Origin of the sequence: Streptomyces sp. NPDC048290 (assembly GCF_040652095.1) — a bacterium.
Taxonomy (GTDB): domain Bacteria; phylum Actinomycetota; class Actinomycetes; order Streptomycetales; family Streptomycetaceae; genus Streptomyces.
Genome location: NZ_JBEZLM010000019.1, coordinates 157,174 through 179,086, shown reverse-complemented (window position 1 = coordinate 179,086; position 21,913 = coordinate 157,174). Strand labels below are relative to the sequence as shown.

Sequence of the window (21,913 nt, the reverse complement as noted above, 5' to 3'; positions counted from 1 at the left end):
CATACGTCGGCGATATGCCGTGCTGCCTATGCTTCGGGGATGCGTGTGCTGATCGTGGAGGACGAGCGCTACCTGGCCGAAGCCGTCCGTGACGGTCTCCGGCTGGAAGCGATCGCCGCCGACATCGCAGGTGACGGCGGCACCGCTCTGGAACTGCTGAGCATCAACGTCTACGACATCGCCGTCCTCGACCGCGACATTCCCGGCCCTTGCGGTGACGAGGTCGCCCGGCGCATCGTCGGCTCCGGCAGCGGTGTCCCGATCCTCATGCTCACCGCTGCCGACCGGATCGATGACAAGGCTTCGGGGTTCGAGCTGGGCGCCGATGACTACCTCACCAAACCGTTCGAGCTTCGCGAACTCGTCATGCGGCTGCGGGCGCTCGACCGTAGGCGCGCGTACGCCCGACCACCGGTCCGCGAGATCGCGGGCCTGCGGCTGGACCCCTTTCGCCGGGAGGTCTTCCGTGATGGACGCTACGTCGCGCTCACCCGCAAGCAGTTCGCCGTGCTCGAAGTCCTCCTCGCCGCCGAAGGCGGTGTCATCAGCGCCGAAGAACTCTTGGAGCGGGCCTGGGACCAGAACGCCGACCCCTTCACCAACGCCGTCCGCATCACCGTCTCCGCCCTGCGCAAACGACTCGGCGAACCACGCGTCATCACCACGGTGCCCGGCGTCGGCTACCGAATCGACACCGGCATAGGCCCCGCACACCCTGGCAACCCTCATGACTAGACGCCCAGGGCTCAGCGCCCGACTGAAACTCACCATCAGCTACGCCGGATTCCTCCTCCTCGCCGGCGCTCTCCTGCTGGCCCTGGTATGGGTGTTCCTGCTGCGTTACGTACCCGACAGCCCCAGGGGCCTTCTCGGAGTCGCACCCAACCGCTACGTCCTCGTGCGGGTCTTCGCCCCCGCCGCGGCCACAGCCTGGGCCTTCCTCCTGGTGTTCGGCCTCCTGGGAGGATGGGTCCTCGCCGGCCGGATGCTCGCACCACTCACACGGATCGCAGACGCGGCACGGATGGCCTCGAACGGAACGCTGTCCCATCGGATCCGCATGGAAGGCCCCAAAGACGAATTCCGCGAACTGTCCGACGCGTTCGACACCATGCTCGAACAACTCCAATCCCACCTCGGCGAACAGCAACGGTTCGCCGCGAACGCCTCCCACGAACTGCGCACCCCGCTGGCAATCTCCCAGACACTCCTCGACGTCGCCCGCAACGACCCCACACGGGACCAGGGCGAACTCATCGAACGCCTCCACACCGTCAACACGCGGGCGATCGGCCTCACCGAGGCCCTCCTGCTGCTCACCCGCGCCGACCGCAGGAGCTTCACCCGCGAGCCCGTCGACCTGTCCCTCATCGCCGAAGAAGCCACCGAAACACTGCTCCCCCTCGCCGAGCAGCGCCGGATCACGCTCAACGTCACCGGCGAGAAGACACAGACCGCCGGTTCCGCGGCGCTCCTACTGCGGATGGTGACGAACCTTGTCCAGAACGCCATCGTCCACAACCTCCCCGCCGGCGGCACCGTAAGGGTCCACACCGAACCTCAGCACGACGCGAGCGTGCTGCGGGTCGAGAACACCGGCCATCGGCTCCCACCTGAACTGGTACCGACCCTCACCGAACCCTTCCAACGCGGAACAACACGCGTCCGCACCGACGAGCACGCCGGCGTCGGCCTCGGGCTGGCCATCGTGCGCAGCGTCGTCCGAGCACACGACGGGACCCTCGACCTCACACCCCGCCCCACCGGCGGTCTCCTCGTCACGATTCGGCTTCCCGCCACACCGTAAGCATCGTCGGGCGTGGCCCCGGGCCGTACGACGACGGCTCGGCCAGGCATCTACCGCGACAACTCAGCTCCGCACACTCCTCGACGACAAGCCGCCGACGAGGAGATTCGTGCCGCACGCAGGCGGCGCCGGGCAACCCGCGCGTGGTGAGCCATTTCGGTGAGGCTGCCGAGGGCTTTGCCGCCGCGGCGGCGGGCACGGGGGCGTGTTCAGATGAAGCCGATGTAGCTGGGCGACCACCGTCTGGGGTGGTGGGCCCGGACAGGTCGCCGCCTTCCAGGCCGAGGTGGTGGTCGCGGTCGTTCTGGCCGATCGCCGCCTCAGGGGAGCGGAAGGTGGCGCTGGCCGACAACGACGCGGCCGTCGTCTGGCCGCTCGGCCACCTCGCCGCCTGCGATGTGGTGCTCGTCAATGCCTCCCGCGGGGCACGCCTGGACGAGGTCGCCGCGGCGTTCGCGTACTTTGGCGGGCGAGCCAGATTCTTGCCAACCACATGACCCCGTCGAGCGTCTCTATGTCGCAACGCTCCGGATCCCGTGTGCTGTTGCTCGGATCGGCCCGTCTGGAACACCCATGTCCTGCGCACCGGGAAGGGATCTCCAGCGGGCCGCTGCGGCATGTCTGACCTGCAATTCCGTCCCCCGACACGGCACTTGACAGGTCTAATGTGGTCGGTCATATTGAATCGGCCGTCAGCCCAGTCGGTACTCATCCGGCATCGAACGCCCACCCCCGGAACGGACGCGGCGCACCCACCCACTGTGAGCCGAACAAAGAGAAGGAGCCCGTGATGGTGACGGACGACAACTCCACGGCAGCGGCACCCATCACGGCACTGCCGCCGGGGCGGCACGCGTCGTGGCCGCGAGCCAGGTGACCTACGGCACCATCGTTCACTGGAACGAAGTCGGCCCTGGCGCCCGCTTCTCCACCTGCGAACAGCCGAAGCTCCTCACCGTGGAACTGCGCACCGCCTTTCGTCCACCGCGCTGACCCGCCCCATGCCCCGTCCCCGTGCAGGAGGCGGACCAGGACTTTCCCGGACGGCGACTACCTCCGACCGACGACGATCGGCTGGAGACCGCCGTTCCACGCACTGCTCAAGGTGGCAGTTCCGCAGGTGACGGCCAGGTCACTTGAGGTCCGGTGCATCACCGGGCCGAGTGGTCACCCCCTTGCACACCGATCGCCTCAGGGTCGTGTGCGTACGCGCACGAGACCACCTCACGCCGGGCGATGACATGACGCCCGGCATCCCGTCTCCAGGAGGAGATTTGCCCATTCGAAGGAAGAGCCCGGCAGCCGCGATGGTCGCGGCGGCTGCCGCCGCCGCTCTTGCCGCAAGTGTGATCAGCCCGGCGGCTGCGTCGGCCACTCCCGCCGTGGACGCGGCGCCGATCCCGGGCCCTGTCGACAAGCAGCGGATCACTCTGATCACAGGTGACCGGGTGACCCTGGACGGCAGGGGCCGGGTCGCCGGTTTCGAACCGGCCGAGGGCCGGGAGAAGATACCCGTCCAGGTCCGCGAGAGCAGTGGCCGCACCTACGTCCTCCCTTCGGACGCTTCGCGGCTTGTCGCGAGCGGCAGACTGGACCCCCGCCTGTTCGATGTCACCGAGCTGAGCAAGGCCGCCGCGATCCAGAAGGCGCAGCAGGACGGTCTGAAGGTCATCGTCGGTTATCGCGACGGTGCCTCCGCCACCAAGTCGGAGGTACGCGAGGCGAGCACGGTGCGTCGCACCTTCAGGACGCTCAACGCCGATGTGGTGCAGGCTCCACAGTACGACGCCACCGCGTTGTGGAAGGCGCTCACCGACGGCAGCCGTACCGCCTCGGGGATCTCCCGTATCTGGCTGGACGGGGTCCGCACGGCTGCCCTCGACAGGTCCGTCGAACAGGTCGGCGCCCCTGCGGCCTGGTCTTCAGGCTACGACGGCAAGGGCGTCACGATCGCGGTCCTGGACACCGGCGTCGACACCGGACACGAGGACCTCGAGGGCCGGGTCGTCGCTTCCAGGAACTTCAGCGACTCCCCCGACGCCGGTGACCGACACGGCCACGGCACGCATGTCGCGTCAACCGCCGCCGGCAGTGGTGCCAGGTCCGGCGGCACGTACAAGGGGGTCGCGCCGGGTGCGCGGATCCTCAGCGGCAAGGTGCTCGCCGACAACGGCTCGGGCAGTGACTCGGGCATCATCGCCGGCATGGAGTGGGCCGTCGAGCAGGGCGCCGACGTCGTCAACCTCAGCCTCGGTTCCCCGGACTCCCCGGGCATCGACGCCATGGAGGCGGCGGTCGACCGTCTGTCCACGGAGAAGGGTGTCCTGTTCATCATCGCTGCGGGCAACGACGGTCCCTCGGCGGGGACGGTCAACTCGCCCGGAAGCGCACAGGCCGCGCTGACCGTGGGGGCCGTGGACGACCAGGACCGGCTGGCCGAGTTCTCCAGCATCGGCCCGCGTGCCGGGGACGCCGGTCTGAAGCCGGACATGACGGCCCCCGGAGTGGCGATCACCGCCGCCGCAGCCAACGGCAGTTCGCTCGCCGAAAGGCTCGGCGAGAATCCGCCCGGCTACCTGACCATCGAGGGCACGTCGATGGCGACACCGCATGTCGCCGGCGCCGCGGCGATCCTCAAGCAGCAGCACCCCGACTGGACGTCCGCCCGGCTCAAGGTCGCCCTCACCGGCTCCGCCAAGGGCGGCTCCGACGGTGCGTACCAGCAGGGCTCGGGCCGGCTCCAGGTGGACCGGGCGATCGGGCAGAACGTGATCGCGGAGCAGGTCTCGCTCACCTTCGGCACCCAGCGCTGGCCCCACACCGACGACACCCCCGTCGGCCGACAAGTGACGTACCGCAACCTCGGCACCGAGGACATCACGCTCGATCTGTCGACGAGCGGCGTCGGCCCTGAGGGCCAGGCCGCACCGGCCGGCTTCTTCACCCTCAGCGCCGACCGGGTGACCGTCCCGGCGGGCGGCACCGCCTCCGTCGACATCACCGTGGACACCCGCCTCGGCGGCGCCCTGGACGGTGCGTACTCGGTGTTCCTCACCGCGGCGGGCAGCGGACAGAGCGTGCGCACGGCTGGTGTGGTCGAGCGCGAGGTGGAGTCCTACGACCTCACCATCCGGCACATCGGGCGGGACGGCGGCCCGGCGAAGTACTACGACACGGAGGTCGCGGGCCTGGGAGGGCTGGGGGCGGACCGGTACCACCGGTTCCTGGAGGAGACCTCCGGCACGGTCACGGTCCGGGTCCCGAGGGGCTCCTACGTGCTCAACTCCGGTGTGTACATGGACCCGCTGGACGTGACGAAGGGTACCGACTGGGTGGCCCAGCCGAATCTGGACGTCACCGGCGACACCACCGTCACCGTGGACGCCCGTACGGCCGGACCGGTCTCCGTGACGGTCCCCGACGCGGCGGCCGAGCAGGTCCACGCCGCCGCCCGCTACACCGTGCGTGCCGGCGAGAGCCTGGAGACGTTCGGCTGGTTCCTGGGCTCCTACCGCGGATTCCGCTCGGCCCACCTCGGCCCTGACGCGTCCGCCGGGACCCTGCGGCAGGAGTGGGGCACGCATCTGCGGCAGGGCGTGAGCGGCGACTACTACGCCACTGTCTCGGGCGCGGTGGCCGACCGGCTCACCACCGGCCATACGAAGAGGTACCAGGCATCCGAGCTGGCCACCGTCAAGACACGGGTCGGCGGGCCTCTGGGCAAGACGGGATCGATCGGTCTGTACAGCTATCTGCCCGACGCCCTGTTCGGCACGGGCGCCGCCACCGAGATCGCCCTTCCCGCCCGGCGCACCCTGTACGTGTCCGCGCAGGACGGGGTGAAGTGGGAGCTGGACTTCACACAGCACGACGCCCTCGGCGAGGCGGAAGCCGGATACCGCATCGACCAGTCCACGGTCTTCGAGCCCGGCCGCACCTACCAGCGGACCGTCAACCGCGCGGTCTTCGGCCCGGCCCTGGGAGATGGGTTCGGCCTGTACCGGGACGGCGACGACATCTTCGGTTCGCTGCCGCTGTTCGCCGACTCACGCGGCAATCCCGGGGGGTCCGCGCACTCCTTTGCGTACACGACGCTGTACCGCGACGGCGCCGAAGTCACCTCCTACGAGGAGCCGCTGAACCCGTTCCAGGTGTTCAAGGTGCCGTCCGCCGACGCCGAGTACCGGATGACCACCTCGGCCACACGGAGCCATGACGTCGCGGGGGCCAGCACGCGGGTGGACGCGAGCTGGACCTTCCGCTCGAAGCAGCCCACGGCGTTCACCGCGCTTCCGCTCTCCGTGGTCCGCTTCGACGCCGCGACCGGCCTGGACAACAAGGTCACGGCAGGCCGTACGGCCACCGTTCCCGTCGTGGTGGAAGGCGCCGCCGCCGGCGGGAACCTCAAGTCCCTGACGGTGGAGGCGTCCTACGACCACGGCCGGACCTGGACGCAGCTCCCGGTCGAATCCGGCGGCGTCACGGTTCCGCAACCCCGCCAGGGGAGAGTCGATCTCGTACCGGGCGGACATCACCGACATGGACGGCAACAAGTCGACGGTGTCGATCTACGACGCCTACTACGGGAACTAGGCGGACACAGGCCCGGCCCTGGAGGCTGTGAACTGAGGCGACGGCCGCCGGGCGGCGCCTCACCGGGAGCACGACCCACGCCGGTCGAGCGGTCCTGGAGCACTTCCACCTGGCGCTCCAGGCCGCCTCGACCGGCGTCGCCTTCGTCCCGTACGCCCCCTCCCGGGGCGATCCTGAGCGGGGACGGCTCGTCGCGCCGTTCGGCATCGCCCCCGACAGGACCGGCTGCCACCTCCGCAGCCACCGGTCAACCCGACGAGGTGTCCCGTTGGCCGGTTGTGCGCCTGATGGAAGGCCGGCACGAGCTGTCTCCGGACCGTGCCGTCGCCGCAGATCCACGTCGGGCATCAGTGCCCATCTGGATCGCCGGCGGCTGCGGGAAGGGCGGGCGGCGCAGTCGTCCTGCCCCATCACAGCAAGCCTGACCTGAAGCGGCCAAACACTCTTTGCTTCTTACTTTCATGGCGCACGCATAAGACGAATCCAATGATTGAAAGACCTGTAATGGGTATGCTTGCTTCGCAGTTGAGTCAACCCCGCATCCTGGACGGAGGACGGCCTCACGGCTTCCCACCTCGATTACTCCGTGCTCGTCACGCCCGGCGCGGAGCGCGCCGGAAAGGTCCTGCCGAACGGCGATCCGATCATCTCCTCGCCCGTCTCCACCGTCCTCGTGTACGGACAGGTGGACGCGGTACTCATCGACCCGCCGTTCCTGGACTCCCAGATCGCCCAGGTGCGTGACTGGGTAGCCGAGTCCGGCAAGCGGGTCCGGTACGTCTTCGCCACTCACGGCCACGGGGACCACTGGTTCGGTACCGCCGCTCTGCTGCCCGGGTTCCCGGACGCCCGGGTCTACGCGACCCCGGGGACCATCGAGGTCATGCACCAGCAGGCGACCGAAGGCCGGGCAGCCATGTGGGATGTCGACTTCCCCGGCCAGGTCCCGCCCTCCCCGGTGCTGGCCGGTCCGGTGCCGGAAGAAGGCTTCCTGCTGGAAGGCGAGGTGCTGCGTGCCATCGACATCGGCCACACCGACACCGACCGCACCTCGGTCCTGCACGTGCCCTCGCTCGGCTTGGTGGTCGCGGGCGACTCCGTCTACAACGGCGTGCACCAGTACTTCCTCGAGGGCGGAAACGGCGGGCTGGAGTCCTGGCTCGCGGCGCTCGACGTGCTCGAGGCACTTGAGCCCCGCCATGTGGTGGCCGGCCACAAGAGCGCGGCACTGCCCGACGACCCGGCGACGATCGCGAGCACCCGGGAGTATCTGCGGGACGTGATCCGCCTGCTGGAGGACAAGCCGAACGCCCGCGACTTCTACGACGAGATGCTGCGGCTGCACCCTGACCGCCTCAATCCCGGGCCGGTCTGGTACGGCGCCGTCGGCCTGCTGGGCGCCTGAGAGCGAAGGGATGCAGCGATGGACATCGACTCACGTGGCCTGACCGCGAAAGAGGCCTACAAACTGCTGATCGGCAGCATCATCCCACGGCCCATCGCCTGGATCAGCACCCAGTCGGCGGACGGGATCGGCAATCTGGCCCCCGTCTCGTTCTTCACCTGCGTCGGGCGCAAGCCCCCCAAAGTCTCGCTGACCATCCAGCCCAAGTCGGACGGGCTCTCACCCAAGGACAGCTTCCTGAACATTCGGGACACCGGAGAGTTCGTCACCAACCTCGCGACGCTTCCGCAGATCATGCCGCTGCACCGCAGCGCCGTGGAATTCGAGCCGGACGTGGACGAGTTCGACGCCGTGGGGGTGGAGAAGGAGCCGTCGGTGCTGATCACCCCGCCCCGAGTCAAGGGCGCACCCGTCGCCCTGGAATGCAAGGTCGACAAGATCTTCTCCGCCCCGGACGGGCTGCACCATGTGGTGTGGGGGGAGGTCGTGAGCTTTCACGTGCGCGACGACATCTATATCAACGGGCGGATCGACTTCGGCGCGCTGGCGCCCGTGGGCCGCCTGGCGGCGGAGTACACCGTAGTGGACAACGCCTTCGTTCCCCCGCTGCCCGACGAGGTCATGGCCAGAAGGACAGGGCAGCGGATGGAGCGGATCGACCACCTGGGCGATGAGTACTCGGCGGTGGACAACTCGGACTGGTCAGCCTCCGGAGCAGTCGCGGAGTAAGCAGGGACGGGCAAGTGCCACCATGCCCTGCGGGTCACGCTTGAGCGCCGGAGCCGTCGAGGTTCGCGGGCCGGACCGTCTACCATCGGCTGTTTGATGCGTGGGGAGGCGGCCGGTCGATACGGCCCACCCGTGACACAGGGAGGTGTCGGTTCCATGGGAGCCACCTGGCAGGCGACCGGCCGGTACGGCCTCGCGTCGGCTCCCGGCGCTCTGGGCCTGGTACAGGATCTGCTCAACACCGTCCCGGCAGGCCGGCCGCGAGCGGCCGACCTGCTGTCGGACACGGAAGCCGCGCAAGAATGGCTGGACTCGGCGCTGACCGCCTGGGCGGCCACCATGGAACGCCCCGCCCCGAAAGTACGGCTCGACGGCGAGGACCTGACGCGGCTGCGTGATCTCCGCAGAGCCCTTCGTGACTCCCTGACGCCGCTCTCCGAGGAGATGCAGGGACCCGGAGCGGGCTCGCGGGCACCGGTGACGGAGGCCGCGCAGGCCGCACTGCAACTCGACGGCTCCGGCAGGGTGCACCTGGAACCGCGCGGCGGCGGGATGGGAATCCTTGTCGCCACGCTGCTCCTGACGCTGTGGCAGGCCCAGAACACTGGTGACCGGCACCGGCTCAAGCTGTGCCGAAACCCTCGGTGCGCGGTCGCGTTCTACGACCGTTCCCGCAACAGCAGCGGTGTCTGGCACGACGTGCGGACATGCGGCAACGCGGCGAATCTGCGCGCGCACCGCGCCCGGAGCCGCGACACCGGGGCAGCCCAGACCTGACGTCCCCGACGACCGCGCCTGTCCAGCCAGGCAGGGGCCGACCTGCCCATCTCTGCCCGCAGCTCCAAACGGCGGCTGCGGTAGCTGGTCGGCTCCGCCGCGCCGTACGGGTGAGGGCGGACGAAGCGGGCCGGTGCGCCGGGGGCATGGAGCCTCGACGGCGACCGGCCCGCTCACCGGTGCGGCTACGGAGCCGGGAGCGGGCCGGGCCCCGGACCTGTCAGTGGAGATGCTCGCGGAACCAGGTCAGGGCGGCCTCGCTCGCCTGGTCGAACTCTGCGATGTACGGCGCGAAGTGGCCGCCGGGGATCAGCCGCAGGCGCTTGGGTTCCAGCGCCCGTTCGTAGGCTCCGAGGGCAAGATCGGTGACGGTGACGGTGTCGCCGAGGGCGACCACCATGAGCAGCGGCGTCGGGGAGACCCGGCTGACCCAGGCGCCGGGCTCGTACATGCGCGCCGCGCGGGTGGAGCGCACCGTGGCGTAGTTCGCCCACACGCCGTCGGGCGTCGGCTGGAGGTAGAAGTCGATCGCCTCCTGAGTACGGTAGGAGGCCGGCACCGTGGGGTCGCTTCCCACGATCGCCTGGGTGCGCGGGGCCTCGCCGCGTGCCTGGGCCCGCTCGTCCTCGTCGAGTGCCTCCTCCAGGGCCGCGGTGGCTTCCGGGGCGATGCGGCGCAGGCCCTGCTCGTAGCCGCTGATGGTCGGTACCTGGGCGACCACGGCACGCAGCCGACGGTCGGTGGCGCCCAGCACGATGGCGTGGCCGCCCGCGTAGCTGGTACCCCACAGGCCGATCCGTCCGGGATCGACCTCGGGCCGGCTCTCCAGGTAGGAGATGGCCCGCCGCCAGTCGGAGATCTGCCGCCAGGGGTCCACATCCTGGCGCGGGTGACCGTCGCTGGCACCGAAGGCGCGGTGGTCGTGGAGCAGTACGACGAAGCCGTTCTCGGCGAAGGTGCGGGCGAACGGTTCCAGACCGTGGTCCTTCACTCCGGCGTAGCCGTGCGCCATCGTGATCGCCGGATGCGGACCCGGTCCGTCCGGCAGGTACAGCCATCCGCGCAGCGTCACGTCTGCGTCAGCCTTGAACTCGACGTCCTTGCGTTCAACCATGAAAGCCGCCTCCTGCGGTGTGACAGTGCCTAGCTTTGGTGGAAATGGTCTGCTGCTACCCGCCCGCGCAGCCGGTCACGGAGTTCGGCGGAGAAGCGCAGCGCGGCTCCCAGCGGCCGGTGATGGATAGCGCCTCGTCGGATCTGGCCGTCCGCGTCCTTGGTCAGCACGGTCACGCCCTGGATCGCCAGACCACCGAAGGCGGTGGCTTCCCATTCGAGGTAGGTCCGGTCACCGTCGGTGGTCTCGCGGGCGAAGGTGAGCGACTCGTAGATCGTGCTGGCCGTGCCCATGACGGCCATGACCTGTTCCCGGCCGTGGATCGGACGGGTGAGCACGCTGGCCTCTAGCTCGACGTCCGGGGCGAAGGCGGCGCCGAAGGCCGCGGCTGACTTCTGGGTGAAGGCGCCGGTCCAGCCCTGTCCGCCCGCCGCTTCGGGAGCTGGTGCGACGCCGGGCCGGGAGAGCGCGGCCAGGAAGCGTTCCACATGGGCGGCGACCATGGCGGTCTGTTCCAGGTGGACCCAGTGCCCGCCCGAGGGGACCGACACTGACTCCACGGAGCAGAACCGGGGTGCGACGGCGGTGCTGACGAGTTCTTCGGTGACGAAACCGTCGGCCTCTCCGTGGAGGATCAGTACCGGGCCCGTGTAGCCGCTGGCCTGCCCGCCTGACGGATGGCCGTTGTTCCAGCAGTCGGCGAAGTCCCGGACGATCTGCGGCGGTACCCGCTCCCCGACCGCCACCAACCGATCCAGCTCTCCGTCCGGCATGGTCGCGGACAACTGGCCGCGCACCGCGCGCTGCCCCGCACCGTCACCGCCCAGGCCCTGGAACTGGCCTATTGCCTCGTCCGGCAGGTGGATGCCGGACAGGGGAACCGGTGTGATCAGCACGAGGCCGAGGGCTCGGTCGGGACGCTGGGCGGCGACCAGCTCGGCCACCGCTGCCCCCATACTCTGTCCGACGATCACAAAGGGTCTGCCGACGGCATCGACCACGGCGCCGACCTCTGCCGCGAATCGGTCGTATGTGAAGGGCCCGTCGGCTGCCGCACGATCGCCGCTGCCCGCGAGGTCGAGGGTGATGTACTCGGTGCCTGAAGTGTCCAGCTCGGCGATCAGGGGGTCCCAGACATACTGGTCGTCCAGGAAGCCGTGGACGAACACCACGGCGCGATCCCCTTCACCGCCTCGCCGGAAGCGAATGCCTGTCTGCCCAAGGCGATCTGTTCTCATGTTCCAGCCCACCATCCGGGAAGGGACTCGGACCGCAGGGGACCGGTCCCGGGTTTCGATCGGAGGGAAGCAGATCAGCCGCGTCGCACCGGGAGTGCCGGTGGCAGCCGCGGTGATGGTCCTTGAAGTGGATGCACCCGCTCCCAGGTCGCGTTCGAGCGCCGAGGGCGTCGGCCGCAACCGCCGAGTTCGGGTGGAGCGGATGTCCCTGAGGCTGGCCGATGCTCTGACCTGCCTGGGGATTGTCGCTAGGTGTCGTCGTACCAGATGCTGCGGCGCCGGATCGCCACCCCTGCTCCTTACGTCGTAGGACGGTTCTCGACGGCGGTTCCTACTCGGCTGGCACAGGAGAACCTTCTAGCATCCGCTTCAAATATGACCGGTCGTATTGCTAGTGTCAAGCACGTTGGGCTAGCCTCGCCAAGGACCTCAAATGCGGGCTTTCCGCACGTACTTGAGTAGACACGAACCAGCAAGCGCACCTACCGGAGAGGCACTCCTGACATGTCCCGCACCCACGACATCGCCGAGGACCACGTCCTGGCCGAGTCCACGCAGACCGCGGTCGTCAACGCCCCGCTCGACAAGATCGACCTGGGCACATGGCTGTCCCAGCTCACGGATGAGGAGTACCAGGCCTGCGCGGTTCCCGATCACAAGGCGTGCGGCTGGAGCCGGAACGCCGAAGGCGAGTTGGTCAGCATCAACGTCGAAGAAGTCGGCGGTGTGCTGCTCATCCAGCACTACGTCGCAGAGATCCTTGAGCCGCACCACTGCCGCATGGTGTCCCTCTCGGAGTCCCAGACCCCGGACGGGTGGCAGTACCAGCACGTCATCTGGGATCTCAGCGTCACCGCGCTGGACACCAACCGGTCGACCTTCACGAACACGATCCTCAGTCGGCCCACCCGGGCTTTCGTGGCCTCCCTTCAGGAGCGCGGCATCCCCTTCGAGCAGGCCGTGGAAGCGCGCAGGGAGGCCGTGGAACAACACAACGCACTTGAAGCACCCCACTACGCCGCGAGCGTGGAACGAGCCGCCAACCGGGAAACTGCCGACAGGGACTGATCCCTCCTCAGGTCGGCACTGCCGCGGCTGCTTGGCGGTCACCGACGGCAGCGATCACTCCAGCAACCGGGACGGACGGCGCTGTCGCCGCAGTTGGCAGGTGTGGCGACGCCGGGCCGGGCGGACGGGTGGCTGCCCGGCGGGCCTTCGACGAGTGAGCCCGGCCCGCCAGAGTTCAGTCCGCCGCGTGAGCATCGGTCGGCGCGATGGGCAGGCTCGCCGGCCGGGGCCCGTCCCACGGGCGCCGACCGCGTTCTGTTCGGCACGCACGATGGTGGAGCCCACCGCGACGATCCAGCTCAGTTCGCCCTCGGCATCGGCTTGGGCAAGCAGGGCGGTGGGGATGTCCCAGGTGCCGTCCATGGCGCATTGCCTCAGCCGTGAGCAACTGCCCCTCCAGGACCGCACTCGGAGGGCGGGGGCACCTACCGCGAGCCGGTCCGGAACCTCCAGGCGATGGCGTCGGGGTCGGGGTCGGGGTCGAGGTCGGCGACAACGGCTCAGCGGCACGCCAGACGAAAGCGCAGATGATCCCGGTGAGTCGGCCTAGTGCGGGTACTGGCCCACTGCCTCGCCGAGGTCGCGTTCCAGGTCGCCGGGGCTCTGGAGGCCCCGGTCCGCCAGGTGGCCGAGGCGCTCGCGGCTCTCGGGCAGGGCGACCAGGTCGCGGAAGGCCATGGCGTCGGAGCGGACAGCGGCCGGCTCGGGCAGAGTGAGGTCGTTGACGGCGCGCTTGGCGGCCCTGACGCCCTGGGGCGGGAAGCCCGCGATGCGCTTGGCCAGGCGCTCCACGAAGCCGTCGAGTTCGGCGTCGGGCAGGGCGCGGTTGATCCAGCCGTAGCGCTCGGCGAGGTCGGCGTCGAAATCGTCGGCGCTGACGAGGGCCTCGATCGCCCGGGTCCTGCCGAGGCGCCGGGCGAGGTGCTGGATACCGCCCGCGCCGGGCACCGAGCCGGTGCCCGCCTCGAACTGGCCGAAGACCGCGTTCTCGCGTGCGGCGAAGATCATGTCGCAGGCCAGGGCGAGTTCGTCGCCGCCGCCCCGGGCCCGGCCGCGCACCTTGGCGATGGTGATCACCGGGACGCGGGCGAGCTTGTACAGGAACATACCGAGTGAGCCGTCTCCGGGGCCGCCGGCCTTCGCGGCCTCCGCGGTGTACTCCGGTACGGCGGTGAGGTCCACGTGCGCCGAGAAGTATTCCGGTGACGCGCTGTCGAGAACGACGACTCGCACATCGCCGGGGTCGCTGTACAGGGTGTCGACAAGTGAGACGAGATCCCGGACGAGGTCGACACCGAGCAGGTTGAGCGGGCCCGCGTCGAGGGTGGCGAACAGTACGCCGTTCTCCAGCCGGGTCCGGATCGACGGGTAGGTGAAGCTCATGGTGACTCCTTCGCGTGGGGCGAGCATGGGAAGCGGGGAAGGGCCGGGCCGTGCCCGGCACTCCGGGACGGCGTCGAAGCGACGCTCGTCGGCGGCAGGCACGAAAGGCGGTTCCAGCGGCGCGGCCACCCGCCCACTGTCCCTCAGTACCGGCCCGTGCCTGGTCGGCCGCGCCGGAGTGTCAGGGATGATGGCCCCGCGGCGTGCGCGTCCCCAGGCCGCTGCCGGGTTCGCGGTACGCCGGTGGGTGGTCAGCCGCCGGCGCCCAGACGCAGGGCGTTGGAGAGCTGCTGGGCGTTCATGTCGTACGACGGGTCCAGTGCCTGGACCGACTGGAAGACTCCTACGGTCTCCGCGTTGTCGTAGGTGACCTGGAGTTCGGCGGCCAGGGAGAGCCAGGTGGTGAGGGTGACGCCGAGTTGGGTGAGGCGGGTCAGGGCGGTGTCGTGGGCGACCTGGGTGGAGCCGGCGGTGGCGTCGACGACCACGGTCACGCCGAGCCCTCGACGCAGGGCGCCGACCGCGGTGCGCAGGACGCAGCCTTCGGTGGTGAGTCCGGCGATCACCAGGTGGCGTACGCCGGTCGCTTCGATGGCCGCTTCGAAGCCGGGGTGGCCGAAGGCGTCGAAGGAACCGGCGCGGTGGACGAGGGGGAGGTCGCCGATCTCCTGGGCGAGTTCGGGGTAGAGGGTGCCGCGCGGGTCGCGTTCGGGGCCGAGTGTCACCACCAGCGGCGCCCCGTAGCCGAGCGCCATGCGGGCCAGGGCGACGGCGCCGGTGACGTTGTCGGCGATGGGCTGGGTCCGGATGAGGTTGGCGTAGCCGGTGACGTAGTCGACCAGGACGAACGCGGTGTTCTGCGGGGTGCGTGCTTCGATGTCCATGTGAGCCTCCGGGGCGGAAAGCAGAAAGTGGATTCAGTGCTGCCGGGCGCGCTTGTGCACGAAGATCAGTGCGGCCAGGGCGGCGAGGAGGGCTCCGACGCCCGGGATCAGGACGGCGAGGTGGAGTGAGGCGGTGAACGCGTCCCCGAAGGCGGCCGTGACGTTGTCGCGGATTGCGGCGGGGAGGGAGTCGAGGGGGGTGCCGGAGGTGACACGGCCGGTGATGTCCCCGGCGTCTTCGGGCGCGACGCCGTGCCGGGTGAGCTGTTCCGGCAGCCGGCTGACCAGGCCGCTGGTGACGATGGTGCCGGTGATGCTGGCCCCGAGGGTGTTCCCGATCTGCCGGAACAGGTTGACGGTGCTCCCGGCCATGCCCGCCTCGGACGCGGGCGCGCTGACGACGGCGACGGCGGTGCTCGGCGGCAGGACCAGCCCGGCGCCCGCGCCGAAGGCCGCCAGGAACACACCGATCAGCGCCGCGTGGGTGTGCGCGGTCTGGGTGAGCATCAGCAGCGTTCCGGTGCCGGCCGTCAGAGAGCCGAGGGTGAGGGTGGCCTTGAAGCCGAGCCTGCCGACCACCCGTCCGGCCACCGCGCTGACCAGCAGATAGGAGGCTGTCAGCGGAAGCGTGATCAGGCCGGTCTCCAGAATGGATACCTGGCGGACCCGCTGGAAGTACAGGACCTGGGCGATGGCGATGGCCACGAACGCGTACTGGGCCACCAGGGCGACCAGATTGGCCACGGTGAACGACGCGTTGCGGAACAGCCTCAGATGGAGCATCGGTGTACGGGTGCGCGTCTCGACCACCACGAAGGCTGCCAGGGCCAGTACGAACCCGGCGAACGCCCACAGCGCCTTCGGGGCGCCGAAACCCTCGTAACCCCCGTCGATCACAGCGAAGTTGAGCAGGCCGATCGCGATCACGGTCAGTACGAGACCGGGCGGGTCCAGATGGCGGCCGGGCACCCGGCTCTCGCTGACGTAGCGCGGGGTGAGGACCAGGATCAGGGCCGCCAGTACGACATTGACCAGGAACACCGTCTGCCAGGAGGCGAACAGCAGCACCGCGCCGGCGAGGATGGGGCCGAGTGCGAGGCCGAGACCGGACACCGCGACCCAGATGCCGACGGCGGTCGTTCTCGCGTGCTGGTCGGTGAAACTGCTGGTGACGATCGCCAGGCTGGTGGGCAGGATGGCGGCGCCGCCCAGTCCCATGATCGCCTGTCCGGCGATGACGACGGCCGCGGAGGGCGCCAGGAAGACCAGGAGGCTGCCCAGCCCGAGCAGCAGGACACCCGCGGTGAAGACCCGGCGGCGGCCCAGGATGTCACCGAGCGTACCGGCGGCCAGGACGAAACAGGCCACCATCATCGCGTTGACGCTGGCGATCCAGACCAGTTCGGCGCCGGTGGTGTGCAGCGCGTCCTGGACGGCGGCGAGGGTGGCTGTGGTCTGGGTGAGATTGAGGAACAGTCCGAGCTGGCCAAGGCTGACGACGGTGAATCCGGGCCAGGGGCTCTTCGCCCTCGGCGCCACCGGGATATGCCGTTGTGCGGCCTGGGCGGCGGTCTGATCGGGTGACATGGAATTCTTCCGGGGTGAGTCGACGCCCGGCTGGCCTCTAGGACAGCGCGTCGAGGACGGTTCGGGGCTGCGGGGTACGGCGGCCGAGGGACGGGGGCGGCACCACCGGATGGGTGTGTGCGGCGGTCGGGCGTACGGCGTCGGTATGACTCGCCGTTCCGCTGATTCCCGCTGCCCGCAGGGGATTGCGGGTCAGGCGGTGGCGTCGAGCACCACGCGGAACCGGGCCTGGCCGGACATCATGTGCGCGTAGGCGGCGGGCGCCTGGGACAGCGGCATCACCTCGGTCATGGGCAGGACGCCGTGCCGCAGACTGAAGGCGAGGTTGTCCTCGTTCTCGATCGAGGTGCCGGTGAGTGTGCCGCTGATGGTGCGGGTGCCGAGGATCAGTTCGGGCGTCCTGAAGGTGACGGGGTCGGAGGCGACACCGACGACGACCAACTGTCCTTGCGGGGCCAGTCCATTGACGAGGCCGCTCATCGAGGCGCCGCTGGCGGCGGTGGCGATGATCGCGTCGGCGCCGCCCAGGCGCCGCAGCGCGTGGGCGGGGTCCTGGACGGTGCTGTCGATGTAGTGGTCGGCACCGAGGTGCCGGGCCAGTTCCTCCTTGGCCTGACCACGGGCGATGGCCGCGACCCGGTAGCCGAGGCGGGTGGCGTACTGGAGGCCGAGGTGACCCAGCCCGCCGATACCCTGGACCGCGACCAGCGACCCCGGCCGCAACGACAGCTTCCCCAGGGCCGCGTACATGGTCAGCCCCGCGCACAGGAGAGGTGCCGCCTCCAGCGGCCCGAGCCCCTCGGGCATCCGCACCAGGGCACTGCTCCGGGCGTGGACCACCTCGGCGTATCCGCCGTCGGTGGTCATCCCGGTCAGCGGCTGGTCGGCGCAGTTGACGAAATCACCACGGCGGCAGCGCTCGCACTGGCCGCAGTGCCCGCCGAGGAAGCCGATCCCGACCCGCTCCCCCACGCTCCAGCCCCGCACACCCGCCCCGACGGCATCGATCACACCGACGACCTCGTGTCCCGGCACGATCGGCACTTCGGTGCCGGTGTCCGGCCTGTCCACCGTCCCCGCATCGGAATGACACACACCGCAGGCATCCACCCGCACCCGCACATCCCCCGGTCCGGGCTCGCGGACCTCTCTCTCGACCAGCCGGAACCGCCGGCCGCCCGTCGCCTCGAATGCCCGGTACGTGGACAAGGACTCCTCCTTCGCTCTTCGCTGTCACACTCCGCTTTCAATATGACCGGTCGCTTTGAGAGATGTCAAGCGGGCCGACGGGCACGCCGCGCCAGCTCCGACCAGGCACGCACGGCAGCTACGGACAGCGCCCCCGGCCGCCCCGCATCGGCCCCCCGAGGGCCAGCGGGCAGCCACGACCGAACACCGGAGGGCGAACACTCCCCAGGGAGCCCACCCGCCGGAGGTCGCCCGGACCGACGTTTGACATTCCCAAGACGACCGGTCATATTTTGCTGCCGGTACACATCCGACGGGCCTCGCGCCCCGACGGCGGAACACACCGCCGCCCCACCTACCACGCCACCGCGCAAGGAGTAGGCATGGCAACCCTGCGTTTTCATCTCGACTCGACACTCACCCCGGCCGAAGTCATGCGGGTGCTGACCGACTTCAGCCCCGCCCGCGCCGAGACCTGGCCCACGATCGACGCGGAGCACTTCCAGGTCCACCAGCTCGGGGACACCTGGGCCGAGGTGACCGAAGGAACGGCCGACGCCTGGGAACGCGTCCGCTACGAATGGGAACCCGACGCCAACACCGTCGTCATCACCACCCACGACTCGAAGGTCTTCGGGCCGGGCGGCGGCTGGGTGTTCCGCACGACCCCCCGAGGTACCGGCAGCCGGGTCGACATCGAACTGGAACGGCACCCCTCGACACTCAAGAGCAGGATGGTCGCCACCATCCTCCCCTTCGCCGCACCCGTGTTCCGCAAGTCCTTCAAGGCGCCCCTCAAGGGCATCTGACGCTCTCCCGAACAGCCCCAGCCACACCACCGGAAAGGCTCGGCCACACCATGAGCACCTTGCTCGACAACATCCTCGATGCCCATGGCGGCCTCGACCGCTGGCGGCAGCTCAGTTCCGTACGAGCGACGGTCGTCAGCGGCGGCGACCTCTTCGCGCTCAAGGGCCTCCCCCAGGACCCGACGCCTCGCGAGATGACCGTGCGCCTGCACGAGGAGCGCGCGTCGGTCGCCCCGTTCGGCGCTCCCGACCAGCGGACCGACTTCACCGCGGACCGGGTCGCCATCGAGAGAACCGACGGCACCGTTGTCGCCGAACGCCCCTTCCCGCGCACCTCGTTCGACGGCCACGCCCTGGACACCCCCTGGGATCCCCTGGACCGGGCGTACTTCAACGGCTACGCCATGTGGACCTACCTCACCACACCGTTCCTGTTCGCGATGCCCGGCTTCCGGGCCGAGGAGATCGCGCCCTGGCAGGAAGACGGCGAGGAGTGGCGCGGACTGCGCGTGACCTTCCCGGCCACGATCGCCAGTCACAGCCCCCAGCAGGACTTCTACTTCGGCCCTGACCTGCTGCTGCGCCGCCACGACTACCATGTCGACATCGCCGGCGGTTTCGCCGCCGCACAGTACGTCTACGACATCACCGATGCCGACGGCATCCGGCTGCCCACCCGACGCCGCGCGTACCGCCGCGACAAGGACCTGCGCCCGATCCGCAGCGAACTCATGGTGTCCATCGACTACAGCGACATCCGGTTCTCCTGAATCCACCGCCTCACAGCCACCGCGTCGGCTGCAAGTCGGCCAACATACAAAGGTGTTCAGGCTTGACAGACTTAAGATGACCGGTCACATTTAATTCACATTGACTTCTCTGCGTCACAGTGGCCAAGACCCTTGAGCCCCTACGCGCAGTCCTCAGGCGCCCGCACATCAACGTGTGCTGTGCGCGCCTCCCCGCCGTAGCCGCTCAGGCTCAGCCGGCCGAACACGGCCGTATCCCAAGGAGATTCCTCATGAAGGCGAAGACCGTCCTCTCCCGCCCCCGCAATTCCGTTCTCACTCTCGGCGTGGCGGCGGTGGGGGCGACGGCGGTGGCGCTGGCGCTCACCGTGCCCGCGTCAGCCTCGGCCACGTCGACCAGCCCGGCACCGAAGCAGAAGCCCACCGTCGTCCTCGTGCACGGCGCCTTCGTGGACGCGTCCAGCTGGAGCGGCGTCATCGGCCGCCTCCAGAGCGACGGCTACCAGGTGATCGCACCAGCCAACCCGCTGCGCGGCCTCGCCGACGACGCGGCCTACCTGCGCAGCGTCCTCAAGACCATCGACGGCCCCGTCGTCCTGGCCGGACACTCCTACGGCGGCGCCGTCATCAGCCAGGCCGCCGCCGGGAACAAGAAGGTCAAAGCCCTCGTCTACATCGCCGCCTTCGCCCCCGACCGCGGCGAAAGCGTGACCTCGGTGAACAGCAACTTCCCGCCCGCACCCCTCGGCAATGCGCTGGTCCCCACCGCCTACCCGCTTCCCGACGGCAGCACGGGCACCGAACTCTCCGTCCAGCCCGACAAGTTCCACGAGATCGTCGCCGCCGACGCCCCCGAGGCCGTAGCCGACATCGCCGCCGCCGCACAACGCCCCGCCGCCGCCAACATCTTCACCGACATCTCCACCAGGGCCGCCTGGAAGACCACCCCCTCCTGGAGCGTGATCGCCACCCAGGACCACGCCATCAACCCCGACGCCCAGACCTTCATGGCCAAGCGCGCCCACGCCCGCATCACCGAGGTCGACGCCTCCCACGCCATCACCCTCACCCGCCCCGACACCGTCACCGACGTCATCGAACAGGCCGCGAAGGCGACCGTCCGCTGACCGCCCCATGAGCCGCGACCCGCCCCGCCGGGTTCCCCCCACCCCGGGACGGGTCGCGCCAAGGCCGGGGCGGCGCCCCACCCCAACGCGCCGCCCCGGCCACCACACACAACGAACCCCGACCCACAAGACGAGAAAGGGCCCAGGCCATGGACATGAAGTTCGAAGTAGTCGTCATACCCGTCGCCGACGTCGACCGCGCCAAAACCTTCTACACCACACTCGGCTGGCGCCTCGACGCCGACATCACCACCGACCCGCACTTCCGCGTCGTCCAGGTCACCCCACCCGGCTCCCCCGCCTCCGTCATCTTCGGCACCTCCGTCACCTCCCAGACCCCCGGCACCGCCCAGGGCCTCCACCTCATCACCGAAGACATCGAAGCCACCCACCAGGAACTCAAGGAGCGCGGCGCCGAGCCCAGCGAGGTCTTCCACGACGCCGGCGGCGTGTTCCACCACGCCGGGACCGACGCCCGCGTCCCCGGACCCCACCCCCAGCGCGCAAGCTACGGCTCCTTCCTCTCCTTCAACGACCCCGACGGCAACAGCTGGACCGTCCAGGAAGTCACCACCCGCCTCCCCGGACGCCAGGACCCCTCGACCCTCAGCTTCAACTCCCCCTCCGCCCTCGCCGACGCACTACGCCGCGCCGCAGCCTCCGACCCCCACCACCAGGGCACCCAGCCCCGATCCCAGTGGGACTGGTACGCCCACCACATCGCAGCCGAGCAGACCGGCGGCGATCCGTCGCAGTGACGAGCGGGCGGGCCGGCACTCACCGGGCCGTCCGATGGACGCCGGAGTCTTCGCCCCGCCCCTGGCAGGCGGCGCGCAGCGGCGTCCTCTCCGGTCCCCCGGCACCGAACGTCACAAGGCCGAGCACGAGAGGGAAGAGCATGAGGATCACCTTCGCATCGACGGCGGACCTCGCCGACGCCATACGGCGGGCCGCCCAGCAGCACGGCGATGCCCTGGGCGTGCCGTACTCGCCGGACACAGACTGGATCGAGCGGTTCGCCCTGCACATGGCCCGTGAGCAGCACCCCGAGGACACAGGCCCCGACCGCTTCCGGCAGCTGCCCGCGCGGATCGCCCTGGACGACACCATCGCCAGCCACCCCTCCACCCCGAAACAGGACCCCGACGCAGGACGCGACCACGAACGCGACTTCCTGCTCCACTACAGCGCCGACGACTGACGTCCGCCGGGCGGCCGACCGGTCGCGGCAATCCACCTGTGTGAAAGAGACGTGTCCACGCGCCGAGCTGTCGAGGCGTCAGGGCGCCGCTGTTCCGTCTGGTCGAGCGCCAACAGCGGGACGGAAGCCCGGCCAGGTTCCCAGGCACGCCCAGCCTCCGAACGCATGATGTCGGGCGAGGCACGACTGCGTCTCGTACTCGCCCCCACAGCCTGACCGCCCGCCCCCGCCCACACCAAGGGATCGCCGGCACA

The 21,913-nt window shown here is 69.7% G+C and carries 21 protein-coding genes; 14 read left to right on the top strand and 7 right to left on the bottom strand.

Going from position 1 to position 21,913, the window contains the following annotated elements; translation table 11 throughout:
- Window positions 1-39 precede the first annotated feature (39 nt).
- From AB0D49_RS29090 to AB0D49_RS29055, 8 genes are all read left to right on the top strand, one after another.
- Window positions 40-735 carry a response regulator transcription factor gene (locus AB0D49_RS29090; protein WP_362762687.1) on the top strand — a complete coding sequence of 232 codons (696 nt, stop codon included), beginning with the start codon at window positions 40-42 and terminating at the stop codon, window positions 733-735.
- On the top strand, window positions 728-1,807 hold the full coding sequence (locus AB0D49_RS29085) for a HAMP domain-containing sensor histidine kinase (protein WP_362762685.1): 1,080 nt from the start codon (window positions 728-730) through the stop codon (window positions 1,805-1,807). The genes AB0D49_RS29090 and AB0D49_RS29085 overlap by 8 nt, the downstream gene beginning before the upstream one ends.
- Window positions 1,808-2,142: 335 nt before the next feature.
- A complete protein-coding gene (locus tag AB0D49_RS29080; RefSeq protein ID WP_362762684.1) occupies window positions 2,143-2,304 on the top strand; it encodes a hypothetical protein in 162 nt (53 codons plus the stop codon).
- 361 nt (window positions 2,305-2,665) lie between these two features.
- Window positions 2,666-2,800: a hypothetical protein gene (locus tag AB0D49_RS29075; RefSeq protein WP_362762682.1), complete on the top strand. Its 135-nt coding sequence runs from the start codon at window positions 2,666-2,668 to the stop codon at window positions 2,798-2,800.
- Between the two features lie 281 nt (window positions 2,801-3,081).
- Window positions 3,082-6,825, top strand: coding sequence for a S8 family serine peptidase (locus AB0D49_RS29070; protein ID WP_362762681.1), 3,744 nt, complete (start codon window positions 3,082-3,084; stop codon window positions 6,823-6,825).
- Window positions 6,826-6,986: 161 nt separating this feature from the next.
- Window positions 6,987-7,805, top strand: a complete 819-nt coding sequence (locus AB0D49_RS29065) for an MBL fold metallo-hydrolase (protein WP_362762679.1) — start codon at window positions 6,987-6,989, stop codon at window positions 7,803-7,805.
- Between the two features lie 18 nt (window positions 7,806-7,823).
- Window positions 7,824-8,534 carry a flavin reductase family protein gene (locus tag AB0D49_RS29060; RefSeq protein ID WP_362762677.1) on the top strand — a complete coding sequence of 237 codons (711 nt, stop codon included), beginning with the start codon at window positions 7,824-7,826 and terminating at the stop codon, window positions 8,532-8,534.
- Between the two features lie 156 nt (window positions 8,535-8,690).
- Complete coding sequence (locus AB0D49_RS29055) at window positions 8,691-9,311, top strand: CGNR zinc finger domain-containing protein (RefSeq protein WP_362762676.1); 621 nt, start codon at window positions 8,691-8,693, stop codon at window positions 9,309-9,311.
- A 220-nt stretch (window positions 9,312-9,531) separates the two neighbouring features.
- Here AB0D49_RS29055 and AB0D49_RS29050 read toward each other — a convergent pair whose 3' ends face one another.
- Both AB0D49_RS29050 and AB0D49_RS29045 read right to left on the bottom strand, forming a co-directional pair.
- Window positions 9,532-10,425 carry an alpha/beta hydrolase gene (locus AB0D49_RS29050; RefSeq protein ID WP_362762675.1) on the bottom strand — a complete coding sequence of 298 codons (894 nt, stop codon included), beginning with the start codon at window positions 10,423-10,425 and terminating at the stop codon, window positions 9,532-9,534.
- Between the two features lie 29 nt (window positions 10,426-10,454).
- Window positions 10,455-11,597 (bottom strand): alpha/beta hydrolase, encoded by a 1,143-nt coding sequence (locus AB0D49_RS29045; RefSeq protein WP_362762674.1) that lies wholly within the window; start codon window positions 11,595-11,597, stop codon window positions 10,455-10,457.
- 570 nt (window positions 11,598-12,167) lie between these two features.
- On the opposite strand from AB0D49_RS29045, the gene AB0D49_RS29040 reads away from it, so the two are divergent.
- Window positions 12,168-12,731 (top strand): hypothetical protein, encoded by a 564-nt coding sequence (locus AB0D49_RS29040; protein WP_362762673.1) that lies wholly within the window; start codon window positions 12,168-12,170, stop codon window positions 12,729-12,731.
- A gap of 546 nt (window positions 12,732-13,277) precedes the next feature.
- On the opposite strand, the gene AB0D49_RS29035 is transcribed toward AB0D49_RS29040, so the two are convergent.
- From AB0D49_RS29035 to AB0D49_RS29020, 4 genes are all read right to left on the bottom strand, one after another.
- Complete coding sequence (locus AB0D49_RS29035) at window positions 13,278-14,114, bottom strand: enoyl-CoA hydratase/isomerase family protein (protein ID WP_362762672.1); 837 nt, start codon at window positions 14,112-14,114, stop codon at window positions 13,278-13,280.
- A 251-nt stretch (window positions 14,115-14,365) separates the two neighbouring features.
- The gene (locus AB0D49_RS29030) at window positions 14,366-14,998 is read right to left on the bottom strand and encodes an isochorismatase family protein (RefSeq protein ID WP_362762671.1); all 633 of its coding nucleotides are present in this window, start codon (window positions 14,996-14,998) and stop codon (window positions 14,366-14,368) included.
- Between the two features lie 33 nt (window positions 14,999-15,031).
- Window positions 15,032-16,585, bottom strand: coding sequence for an MFS transporter (locus AB0D49_RS29025; RefSeq protein ID WP_362762669.1), 1,554 nt, complete (start codon window positions 16,583-16,585; stop codon window positions 15,032-15,034).
- A 192-nt stretch (window positions 16,586-16,777) separates the two neighbouring features.
- The gene (locus tag AB0D49_RS29020) at window positions 16,778-17,794 is read right to left on the bottom strand and encodes an alcohol dehydrogenase catalytic domain-containing protein (protein ID WP_362762667.1); all 1,017 of its coding nucleotides are present in this window, start codon (window positions 17,792-17,794) and stop codon (window positions 16,778-16,780) included.
- A 362-nt stretch (window positions 17,795-18,156) separates the two neighbouring features.
- On the opposite strand from AB0D49_RS29020, the gene AB0D49_RS29015 reads away from it, so the two are divergent.
- From AB0D49_RS29015 to AB0D49_RS29000, 4 genes are all read left to right on the top strand, one after another.
- On the top strand, window positions 18,157-18,582 hold the full coding sequence (locus AB0D49_RS29015) for a hypothetical protein (RefSeq protein WP_362762665.1): 426 nt from the start codon (window positions 18,157-18,159) through the stop codon (window positions 18,580-18,582).
- Window positions 18,583-18,632: 50 nt separating this feature from the next.
- On the top strand, window positions 18,633-19,352 hold the full coding sequence (locus tag AB0D49_RS29010) for a hypothetical protein (protein WP_362762664.1): 720 nt from the start codon (window positions 18,633-18,635) through the stop codon (window positions 19,350-19,352).
- A gap of 251 nt (window positions 19,353-19,603) precedes the next feature.
- A complete protein-coding gene (locus AB0D49_RS29005) occupies window positions 19,604-20,458 on the top strand; it encodes an alpha/beta hydrolase (RefSeq protein ID WP_362762662.1) in 855 nt (284 codons plus the stop codon).
- Between the two features lie 155 nt (window positions 20,459-20,613).
- Window positions 20,614-21,216 carry a VOC family protein gene (locus AB0D49_RS29000; RefSeq protein ID WP_362762661.1) on the top strand — a complete coding sequence of 201 codons (603 nt, stop codon included), beginning with the start codon at window positions 20,614-20,616 and terminating at the stop codon, window positions 21,214-21,216.
- Between the two features lie 19 nt (window positions 21,217-21,235).
- Here AB0D49_RS29000 and AB0D49_RS28995 read toward each other — a convergent pair whose 3' ends face one another.
- Window positions 21,236-21,358, bottom strand: coding sequence for a hypothetical protein (locus AB0D49_RS28995; protein WP_362762659.1), 123 nt, complete (start codon window positions 21,356-21,358; stop codon window positions 21,236-21,238).
- On the opposite strand from AB0D49_RS28995, the gene AB0D49_RS28990 reads away from it, so the two are divergent.
- Window positions 21,357-21,659 (top strand): hypothetical protein, encoded by a 303-nt coding sequence (locus AB0D49_RS28990; RefSeq protein WP_362762657.1) that lies wholly within the window; start codon window positions 21,357-21,359, stop codon window positions 21,657-21,659. The genes AB0D49_RS28995 and AB0D49_RS28990 overlap by 2 nt on opposite strands.
- Window positions 21,660-21,913 lie beyond the last annotated feature (254 nt).

Coding starts and splice junctions, on each gene's coding strand:
- AB0D49_RS29090 (WP_362762687.1), top strand. CDS start 40: ATGCGTGTGCTGATCGTGGAGGACGAGCGCTACCTGGCCGAAGCCGTC.
- AB0D49_RS29085 (WP_362762685.1), top strand. CDS start 728: ATGACTAGACGCCCAGGGCTCAGCGCCCGACTGAAACTCACCATCAGC.
- AB0D49_RS29060 (WP_362762677.1), top strand. CDS start 7,824: ATGGACATCGACTCACGTGGCCTGACCGCGAAAGAGGCCTACAAACTG.
- AB0D49_RS29055 (WP_362762676.1), top strand. CDS start 8,691: ATGGGAGCCACCTGGCAGGCGACCGGCCGGTACGGCCTCGCGTCGGCT.
- AB0D49_RS29050 (WP_362762675.1), bottom strand. CDS start 10,425: ATGGTTGAACGCAAGGACGTCGAGTTCAAGGCTGACGCAGACGTGACG.
- AB0D49_RS29040 (WP_362762673.1), top strand. CDS start 12,168: ATGTCCCGCACCCACGACATCGCCGAGGACCACGTCCTGGCCGAGTCC.
- AB0D49_RS29035 (WP_362762672.1), bottom strand. CDS start 14,114: ATGAGCTTCACCTACCCGTCGATCCGGACCCGGCTGGAGAACGGCGTA.
- AB0D49_RS29030 (WP_362762671.1), bottom strand. CDS start 14,998: ATGGACATCGAAGCACGCACCCCGCAGAACACCGCGTTCGTCCTGGTC.
- AB0D49_RS29025 (WP_362762669.1), bottom strand. CDS start 16,585: ATGTCACCCGATCAGACCGCCGCCCAGGCCGCACAACGGCATATCCCG.
- AB0D49_RS29015 (WP_362762665.1), top strand. CDS start 18,157: ATGGCAACCCTGCGTTTTCATCTCGACTCGACACTCACCCCGGCCGAA.
- AB0D49_RS29010 (WP_362762664.1), top strand. CDS start 18,633: ATGAGCACCTTGCTCGACAACATCCTCGATGCCCATGGCGGCCTCGAC.
- AB0D49_RS29005 (WP_362762662.1), top strand. CDS start 19,604: ATGAAGGCGAAGACCGTCCTCTCCCGCCCCCGCAATTCCGTTCTCACT.
- AB0D49_RS29000 (WP_362762661.1), top strand. CDS start 20,614: ATGAAGTTCGAAGTAGTCGTCATACCCGTCGCCGACGTCGACCGCGCC.
- AB0D49_RS28990 (WP_362762657.1), top strand. CDS start 21,357: ATGAGGATCACCTTCGCATCGACGGCGGACCTCGCCGACGCCATACGG.
- AB0D49_RS28995 (WP_362762659.1), bottom strand. CDS start 21,358: ATGCTCTTCCCTCTCGTGCTCGGCCTTGTGACGTTCGGTGCCGGGGGA.